We start from the raw sequence: 356 nt of genomic DNA, 5'->3' as shown, positions 1-356 counted from the left end.
CCGAAACTGCAACGTTGCAGGAGCGGTATCACTCAATCCTGCAAAACTGCAGGAGATTGAACGGAATAAATGTGCTGCTTAAACGCAGTATTTTGGACAACTGGGTTGAAAACTACCGCTGCGAGTGGTGGATAATCCGGTCGATGATCGGTACTGCGACGTCGTCCTCGTGGAAGAACTCCCCCCAACTGGTGAAGTCCTTGTTGGTCGTCAATATGATCGAGCGATACTCGTACAGGCTGTTGATCAGCTGGAACAGGTTGTACCGTGCCTGGCGGGTCATCGGCAGGTAGCCCAGTTCGTCGATGATCAGCAGGTCGTATTGGCCCAGCTGTTTCAGTCGCTTTTTCAGCTCA

1 protein-coding gene is annotated in these 356 nt (G+C 52.0%); it reads right to left on the bottom strand.

Features of this window, described 5'->3' with window-relative positions:
• Nucleotides 1-112: 112 nt before the first annotated feature.
• Nucleotides 113-356: ATP-binding protein (locus WG929_RS21030; protein WP_416207628.1), on the bottom strand; the 244-nt coding region annotated here is incomplete at its 5' end.

The sequence above is a fragment of the Oceanobacter antarcticus genome, from assembly GCF_044962685.1.
Taxonomy (GTDB): Bacteria; Pseudomonadota; Gammaproteobacteria; order Pseudomonadales; family Oceanobacteraceae; genus Oceanobacter; species Oceanobacter antarcticus.
This window is presented reverse-complemented; position numbering and strand designations above follow the sequence as displayed.